The sequence below is a fragment of the Sphingomonas sp. P3_C6 genome (assembly GCF_056402595.1).
This window is the reverse complement of sequence record NZ_JBFUHB010000069.1, coordinates 1-646: the sequence shown is the minus strand read 5'-3', so window position 1 is coordinate 646 and position 646 is coordinate 1. Positions and strand designations below refer to the sequence as shown.

Annotated in this window: 1 pseudogene; it reads left to right on the top strand. The window is 61.9% G+C overall.

The features are described from left to right. Positions 1-95: 95 nt before the first annotated feature. Positions 96-646 (top strand): annotated as a pseudogene (locus AC1DT7_RS24220) (transposase); the annotation flags it as partial.

Genomic DNA, 646 nt, shown 5'->3' with positions numbered 1-646 from the left:
CTAGAGCGGGATGACATTTGACTGATTCAAATGGGATTCCCTTTGGTCTGATTTTCTGATTCAAGATGCTGGCTGGAGATCGGAGGCCAGCTAGCATGGCCAAGCCCTATTCGATGGACCTGCGCGAGCGGGTTGTAGCGGCGGTGATGGAGGAGAGCATGTCCTGCCATGCGGCGGCGGCACGCTTTGGCGTAGCGGCGAGCTCGGCGATCAAATGGGTACGGCGTGTGCGTGAGACGGGTAGCGCAGCCCCCGGTCAGATGGGCGGTCACAAGCCCAATATTCTGTCTGGCCCCAATCGCGACTGGCTGTTGGAACGAGCCGCCACGGACTTCACGCTCCGCGGCCTGGTGGTCGAGCTGGCCGAACGCGGGGTGAAGGTCGACTATGTTCAGGTCTGGCGCTTTGTTCATGCCGAGGGACTGAGCTTCAAAAAAAAAGCGTTCTGCCCGCCGAACAGCTCCGGCCGCAGGTGGCCCGGCGCCGCGAGCAGTGGAAGAAGTATCAAGGCCGGCTTGATCCAGCGCGCCTCGTCTTCATCGACGAGACCTGGGCGAAGACCAACATGGCGCCGTTGCGCGGCTGGGCGCCGGTTGGCCAAAGGCTCCATGCCAAAGTGCCCTATGGCCATTGGCGCACGATGACC